The sequence below is a fragment of the Burkholderia sp. JP2-270 genome (assembly GCF_003233675.1).
GTDB lineage: Bacteria > Pseudomonadota > Gammaproteobacteria > Burkholderiales > Burkholderiaceae > Burkholderia > Burkholderia pyrrocinia_C.
Genome location: NZ_CP029826.1, coordinates 1,360,622 through 1,367,753, shown reverse-complemented (window position 1 = coordinate 1,367,753; position 7,132 = coordinate 1,360,622). Strand labels below are relative to the sequence as shown.

At 64.3% G+C, this 7,132-nt stretch carries 5 protein-coding genes and 1 pseudogene; 2 read left to right on the top strand and 4 right to left on the bottom strand.

The window, feature by feature from the left end:
• Positions 1-94: 94 nt before the first annotated feature.
• From DM992_RS38915 to DM992_RS38905, 3 genes are all read right to left on the bottom strand, one after another.
• Positions 95-337, bottom strand: coding sequence for a phosphopantetheine-binding protein (locus tag DM992_RS38915; RefSeq protein WP_111021519.1), 243 nt, complete (start codon positions 335-337; stop codon positions 95-97).
• A gap of 41 nt (positions 338-378) precedes the next feature.
• Positions 379-3,780 (bottom strand): ACP S-malonyltransferase, encoded by a 3,402-nt coding sequence (gene fabD, locus DM992_RS38910; RefSeq protein WP_111021518.1) that lies wholly within the window; start codon positions 3,778-3,780, stop codon positions 379-381.
• Positions 3,781-3,861: 81 nt separating this feature from the next.
• A complete protein-coding gene (locus tag DM992_RS38905) occupies positions 3,862-4,563 on the bottom strand; it encodes a histidine phosphatase family protein (protein ID WP_111021517.1) in 702 nt (233 codons plus the stop codon).
• Between the two features lie 483 nt (positions 4,564-5,046).
• Between DM992_RS38905 and DM992_RS43205 the strand changes: the two are divergent.
• Both DM992_RS43205 and DM992_RS38895 read left to right on the top strand, forming a co-directional pair.
• A pseudogene (locus DM992_RS43205) lies at positions 5,047-5,178 on the top strand (LysR family transcriptional regulator); the annotation flags it as partial.
• Positions 5,179-5,936: 758 nt separating this feature from the next.
• Entirely contained in the window at positions 5,937-6,146 is a 210-nt protein-coding gene (locus DM992_RS38895) for a hypothetical protein (RefSeq protein ID WP_239511494.1), read from the top strand.
• On the opposite strand, the gene DM992_RS38890 is transcribed toward DM992_RS38895, so the two are convergent.
• Positions 6,103-7,110: an AraC family transcriptional regulator gene (locus tag DM992_RS38890; protein ID WP_111021516.1), complete on the bottom strand. Its 1,008-nt coding sequence runs from the start codon at positions 7,108-7,110 to the stop codon at positions 6,103-6,105. The two genes, DM992_RS38895 and DM992_RS38890, sit on opposite strands and share 44 nt — an antisense overlap.
• Positions 7,111-7,132: the final 22 nt, after the last annotated feature.

The window sequence follows — 7,132 nt, the reverse complement described above, 5'->3', positions numbered from 1 at the left end:
AGAATCGGTTCCTTTGCGAATTTTGGGCAAGCAGGCTCCCGCCCCCTTTCGCGAAGGGGGTTGGCGGGAAGCGGGTCGTGAGAGTGGGGTGCGGCTACGCGAGCGCGACCTTGTCGCGCACGGACTCGACGAGGCTGTCGAACGTCGTGAGGATCTGCGTGAGCATTTCCTCCTCGGTGTACGTGATGCTGAACTCGCGCTCGATGAAGTGGATCAACTGCACGTAGCCGAACGAGTCGATCACGCCGGCCTTGAAGAGATCGGTGTGCTCGTCGATGTCGGTGCCGAACTGGACGAGGAACGTGGTTTCGATGAACTCGCGAATCTGGTTTTCCATGGAGATTTCCATTGACGAGGAGACGAAATGACCGGTCCGGCTCAGACGACGGCCTCGGGCTCCGAGGCCGGAGTCGTGGCCGCCTGCCGGAGCAGCTGGGCGAAACGGGTGTTGAGCAGCGTGGCGGTGGCCTCCATCAGCCAAACGCCGATCTCGTCGACGTGGCGGTTGCGCCAGCTCTCGAGCGGCATGCCCTTCGCCAAGCGGTTAAAGCCGCCGAGCGCGGGGCCGCAGTGGATCTGGAAATCCACCTTGCCGCCTGGCTCGCCCTTCAGCGCAAGCCGGTTGCTGTGGGCGAAATACCATTTGAAGACGAGCGCCATCTTCTTCTTGGGCGCCTGGTCGGCGGCGGCGATGACCTCCGCCGGGTAGTGCTTGCGGCACTCGTCGTAGACGGCCTCGAAGCTACGCTGGAAGTACTTGTCCTGGATCATGCGGGCCGTCTTCGCGTCGATCTGGTCGAGCGAATCCACGCTGCGGTAGACGTCGTAGAGTTTGTTGGCGCGCGCGGGAAAGAACACGCCGCGCTTGAGCACCTGTACGCGCGCGCCGATCTCGAACATGTCGCCGGCCGGCGCGTAGTCGGTGTCCTGCACCTCCATGTCTTGCAGCATGTCCTTCACCAGATCGCTGGTGCCGGCCTCGACCGTGCATTGGTTGATCGAGCCGGTAAGAATGAAGTCCGCACCGAGCACGAAGGCGGAGGCCGCCGCCTCGGGCGTGCCGATGCCGCCCGCGCTGCCGATGCGGATCAGCTTGGCATAGCCGTGGGCGGCCATTGCCTCGTCTCGTTGCGCGATGATCACCGGGAGCAGCGCTGCGGCCACGCCGGAATCGGTATGGCCGCCGGAATCGGCTTCCACGCAGATGTCATCGGCCATCGGCAGCTCGCGCGCCCAGGCGGCCTGCTGCGCGGTGATCGCGCCGCTTTGCAGCAGCTTGTCGACGATCGCGACGGGCGCCGGCTTCAGGAAGCCGGCCGCCACCTCGGGCCGCGAGAGCTTGGCCATGATGCGGTTGCGCGCCACCGGCCGGCCGTCGGGGCCGGCCTGCAGGCCGCGCAGGCGATACAGCACGAGGCCCGGCGAGATCTGCATGTAGGCCGAGGCCTCCACGTTGCGCACGCCGTGCTTGAGCAGCAGCGCCACCACGGCCTCCTCGCGCGAGCCGTTCAGCAGGTTCATGCCGAACGTCGCGTCAGGCCCGAGCGCGTCGCGGATCTCGAGGATCGCGCGCTCGACGTCGGCGGGCCGAAGGCCACCCGTGCCGAAGAACGCCAGCATGCCGGCGCGCGCCATGCGCACCACCATCGCGACCGAGGCGATGCCGTGCACCATCGCGCCGCCCACGTAGGCGTACTTGAGGTTGTAGTCGGCGCGGAACGCCTCGCTGCCAAGGCTGGTGGCGCGGATCTGCGCGACGGCGGCACGGCCGCTCGCGGCTGGCGCCGCCGCGCGCGGTTGAGCGGCCGCGACCGGCGCCGGGGTGAGCGGCGCGGCAACTGCCACGACCGGCACCGCGGCGAGCGGCGCAGCCGGCGCGGCAGCTGCCCGCGACGCCGGCTCGACTCGCGCGGTCGGGGGCGCCTCCACGAGCGGCGTGGTCTCGTTGCGGATCTTTGCGACCAGGTTGGTCAGCACGCGTCCGTGGCCGAGTTCGCGGAACGTCTCGACGCCCTGCCCCCACATGTAGCGCACCGAATCCACCCAGTTCACCGAGTGCGTGATCTGCGTGGCCAGCAGCCGCTTCGCCTCGCCCGGCTCATAGGGCCGCGCGGTGACGTTCGAGATCACCGCGATGCGCGGCGCCGCCAGCTCGAAGCCTGCCAGGAAGCGCTCGAACTCGCGCTGCGCGTCGAGCATCAGGCGCGAGTGGAACGCGCCGCTCACCGCCAGCTGGATTACGCCACGGCAACCCGGTGCCTGTTCGAGCACCGGCTTGACTGCCGAGACCGCATCGAGCGGGCCGGAGATGACGATCTGGGAGGGCGTGTTTAGGTTCGCGATGTCGATCGCCTGACCGCCGTTCGCGTCGAGCAGCGCACGCAGCGTCGCCCGGTCGAGCCCCAGCACCGCCGACATGGCGCCCGCCGTCGCCTGCGACATCAGCGTGGCACGCTTGTGCACCAGCCGAAGCCCGGTCTCGAAGTCCACCATGCCGGCGGCGAACAGCGCCGCGTACTCGCCGAGGCTGTGGCCCGCGACGAAGGCCGGCGGCACGGCCTCCTGCGCGCTCGCGTCGAGATACGACAGCGCGTTGACCACGTACAGCGCCGGTTGCGTGTAGAGCGTCTGGTCGAGTTGACCGTGCGGATCGTCGAGGCACAGCGAGGCGATCGAATAGCCGAGGATGCGGTCGGCGCTGGCCACCAGCTCCGGGTACTTCTCGAACAGCGCCGCGCCCATGCCCTTCTTCTGCGCGCCCTGACCAGGAAAAACGAATGCGTACATGTTCTGCGGTTCTCCAACGGTGGTGGCCCGCGGCGCGTCGGAACGCGGCGCGAGCGCGTGCAGGCCTTCCAGCTCGCCGGCGAACGGCGACAGGAGGGCACGGATTGAATGGGGATGCCCGGCTGGCAACAGGCGTTTGAGGAAGCCCGACAGCGTCGCGCCGGGCCCGACGTCGATGAACTCGACGCCGTCGGGCTCGGCGCGCAGCAAGGCGGCCACCGCCTCGCGGAACAGGATCGGACGACGGCCGATCTGCCAGAAATAGTCGTTGCCCGGCGCGGCGGCCAGCCGGTCGCCGAACAGGCACGAGATCAGCGGGATGCGCGGCGCGGCCAAGTTTTGCGGCTCGGCGGCGAGAAGCGCCGGCAGGCACGGGTCCATCGCGGACGAGTGGAAGCCGTGCGAGATCGGCAGCATCAGGCAGACTACCTGCAGCGCCTGCAGGTGCGCATGCACGCGCTGCAGCGCCTCGCGCTCGCCCGACAGCACGAAATGCTGAGCATGGCTTACACCGGCCAGCGTGCTGTTGCGATGAAGCATCGGGTCGCGCTCGTAGCGCGCCGGGTCGTCGAGCACGGCAAGCATCGCGCCCGGGGCGCAATGCTGCTCGGCGAGCCGCGCCTTGTGCAGCAGCGTGCGCAGCACCTGCTCCGGCGACGCGATGCCCGCCAGCGCGGCGGCGACGTATTCGCCGAGACTCGTGCCGAGCAGGTAGTCGGGCTCGATGCCGCGCGCGAGCAGGGTCTGCGCGAGCGAATACTGCACCATGAACAACGCGGGGTGGGTGTGCAGCGTGCGATCGAACGGCGTTGTGCGCCTCGCGTTCTCGCCGTAGAGCACGGCCAGGAGCGAAAACCCGGCCGCCTCGGCGACCACCGCGTCGAGCGCTTTCATCGAGCGACGGAAAACCGGCTCGGCCGCATGGATATCGATTCCCATGCGGTAGTACTGGGAGCCCTGGCCAGACATGAGAAACGCGGTCTTTCGCTTCATGACGAAACCTGACGAACGAGCGACACGCATCCACCGCGTGCCCCGCCGGTGAACGGAGCGCGCCGGCATGGAGGTGCCGGATTACCGATAAGTAAGAAAGCGCCCGTCCGACGTATCGAGATGGGCAATGCAATTCAGGTAGCCGAGCTGGAGGTGCCCGTCGTCGTCGACTAGCAGGCGGGTGAGCCCGCCGTTGTAGAGGCTCCAGATCAGATCGAAGATGCGCTCGTCGGGAATGCCGAGCAACCGCTGGCAGATCGCGCCGATCACGCCGCCTGACGTAAACGCCATCACGGGCCACGTCGCGTCGTGGCGCGCCGACAGGTCCGTGAGCGTGGCCCAGCATCGATTCGCGAACGCCGCCCACGATTGCGTGTACTCGCCGTCGAACCTCCCCGACGCCCAGCGGGCAGCCGCGTCGGCGAACATCCGCTGAAACGCGCGTGGTGGATCGTCCTGCAGCGCGACGTGAGCCGACAGCGCTTGCAGATCCGGGAATTGAGGCGCGGCACGCAACAAGATCTCGGTGTGATCGTATTCGTCGAAGCCGGCATCGACCAGGCAGTCCGCCGCAAGCGCCGGGCCCCATGCCTCGGCGCACGCCAGCGCGCTTTGCAGGTGACGTCGATGGCTGCCGCCCGCGAGCGCGGGCCGTTGCGGAAGCAACGAGTTCAGTCGCTCGCCGAGCCTTGCGCACTGACGCACGCCGACATCCGTCAGGCGGTCGTAGTCGTCGGAGCCGAAAGCGGCTTGTCCATGTCTTGCCAGATAAAGACTTCGCATGTATTCGATCGAACTATCAAATGGATCGTTTCGTTAATTCGCGCATCGCATTATAGATCGATCAATTCAATTCCACATAACATTAAGATAAATTTATAAAATCAGTTTGATTTTCAATCTAATCTCATTCTGTTGATGTGGAAACGTTTCCCTGGCCCATCGATTTCAGACAGCTCGACAGCCACGCTCCATCGCACGAAAAACCAAGCCCATCAAGGTTAAGGCGGTTGACGAACGGAGCCGGCCGGCTCGCTGCACCGCGACCAAAAATGTTCACCGGAGCGCTTCCTCAAAAATAGTCAAGTCCAAATGCTGTCAAAATCAAGATCGTCACGAATCGATGAGATTATTCAATCTCAGTCATTTATTGAAAGGAATTTGAAATATCCAATGGGCTAAATATTAATCTTCCGTTGATGGCGAGACCCGGATGTCGATGGGCGAGGCCAACGGAGAAAGGAAGTCACGAAGAAGAGCCGGTTTATGCAGGTCCCGACGATGGAGCAGGCGATGCAATGGCACAAGCATCGGACCTCGGACCCCGGGCTCACCTGGTTGCGCGGGCTGCTGAAAAAGGCTGTCGCGAAGATGGACGAAGGGCGCCATGACGCTCGCCAAGCAGGCTCACGCGGATCTGGCTTCGGCCGCAACGCCGATCATCGTCGATCCACGCCGGCTCGTGTTACCGACAGAACGCCTTCTATTATCGGATGGAGAGCATATTCGACCTCGAGCCTGCAGAGGGCGCCCCCCACCCGTCGCGGTTGCGATGCACGTCCATGAGTACGTCCACTTCCTGCACAATGCATCAACGACCGCCGGGCACGCGGACTTGGTGGGCGAATCTCCTATTTTTGAGAGCATTGGCAGCGGGATCCGACACTCACGGGTACTTCCTTGGGCCGGAGAAGATGAATCCTGGCAAGCTCGACGAGCTTCGCTCCGCTGCCGGAAAAATGCGAGCGATGCTGGGCTCGACTGCGGCAAAGGAAATGCGCGCTTGCACCGACATCAGCGGTCGAAGTTCGTAGATTCTGCTAATGGTGTCCGTTCGAGCGCTAATCGTGTCCGTTCATTCCGCTGATGCGCGGCGGCGACGATCACGTCGCGGAAGTGAGCAGCGGCGAGGCGTTCAGCAAAGCGTGCTGAGTTCCAGACATTTGCGTTGACGTGCGGCGTGAGCGTATGCCGAGCCTCAAGGTGGACAACTATCGACAACCCCAAAGACAGGCATCAAGATTTCGCCCCAATCTGGTGATCCGAAGCATATCGTTGCTCACACACCTAATTTCTTGCTCATCGATCGTGCGCGCCATGCTCTTGGCACGAGCGACTTTCCTCATCATGGCGCTCAAGTGCGTCGGACGCGGCCCGTGCAGCTATCGCTCACCGCCGAGGGCGCGAAGCTGACGTACAAGATCGTGCCGCTCGCGAAGCACTTCGAAGTCACGGCGCTGAACTGCTTCAGTCAGGTGGAAATCGACTTTCTGCGCGATCCGCCGGAGCGTCTGTATGCGAACGCAGAGTCGCTGGAGCATTTCACCGAGGTTCCGATGGATACGGCTGCAGTGTCGAACCGGTAGCCCCAGCTTCCCCGCGAACGCCGTCGCGCTCACTGCCGACGGCTTCGGCAGCAGTTCGTGCGATATGACGATATGTCGTCGGCGCATGTCCGGACATGCGCTTGAACGCGTTACTGAATGCGCTTTCGGACGAATAGCCGAGCGACTGCGCAAGCATGGCGACCGGAATGCTCTCGTCGCGCAAACGGCGCTCCGCAACACGCATGCGCCACTGGCCAAGATAGGTCAGCGGCGCGACGCCGGCGCTCGCCCTGAAGTGAGCAGCGAACGTGGTTCGTGACATCGCGCACGCGGCGGCAAGCTCGTCCAGATGCCATGCGCGTGCGGGATCGCCGTGCATCAGTCGCAGTGCGGGTGCGATGCGTGGGTTGCTCAACGCGCGCAACCATCCCGCCAAGGGCGCGGACGTTTTCAGATGGGCGCGCAGTATCTGAATGAAAAGCAGCTGTGAAAGCTGGGCCGATACGAGTTGCTCGAGAAGCCAGCGGACCTTCACTGCCTGCGGCGATGTGGCCGGTACGTGAATCCATGGCGGCAGAACGTCCGACAGCAAGTTGCCGGTTACCGGATCGAGCAGTACGTGTCCACCGATGTGGGCGAAGTCATCGCCGTTGCCCAGTTTCACCGCCGACTTGCCGGCGCCCGAGAACAACGCCATCGCATCAACGGGTGGAACGCAAGGATCACTGGCGAGGACGAAGGACCGTTTTGCTGTCAGCAGACCGACATCACCGCTTCCGAAGCGGATTGGCGTTTCCTCTCCGTCGATGGAGACCCAGCACGTGCCCTTCACCACCGCAAAGAATTTGATCTTGTCGGGTGCCGGAAAGCGAATGGCCCAGGCGCCGCCGGCCGAGAAGCCTCCCGTTGCCAGCGATTCGGCGTTCGTGAGTCTCAGAATGTCGGAGAAGGGATCGTCACTCATCATCGTACTGTCGCGCAAGTAAATCGCACTATAAAGCATTAACAAGCGGCAGGCCGGCCCT

Coding starts and splice junctions, on each gene's coding strand:
- DM992_RS38890 (WP_111021516.1), bottom strand. CDS start 7,110: ATGCTTTATAGTGCGATTTACTTGCGCGACAGTACGATGATGAGTGAC.
- DM992_RS38915 (WP_111021519.1), bottom strand. CDS start 337: ATGGAAAACCAGATTCGCGAGTTCATCGAAACCACGTTCCTCGTCCAG.
- DM992_RS38905 (WP_111021517.1), bottom strand. CDS start 4,563: ATGCGAAGTCTTTATCTGGCAAGACATGGACAAGCCGCTTTCGGCTCC.
- fabD (WP_111021518.1), bottom strand. CDS start 3,780: ATGAAGCGAAAGACCGCGTTTCTCATGTCTGGCCAGGGCTCCCAGTAC.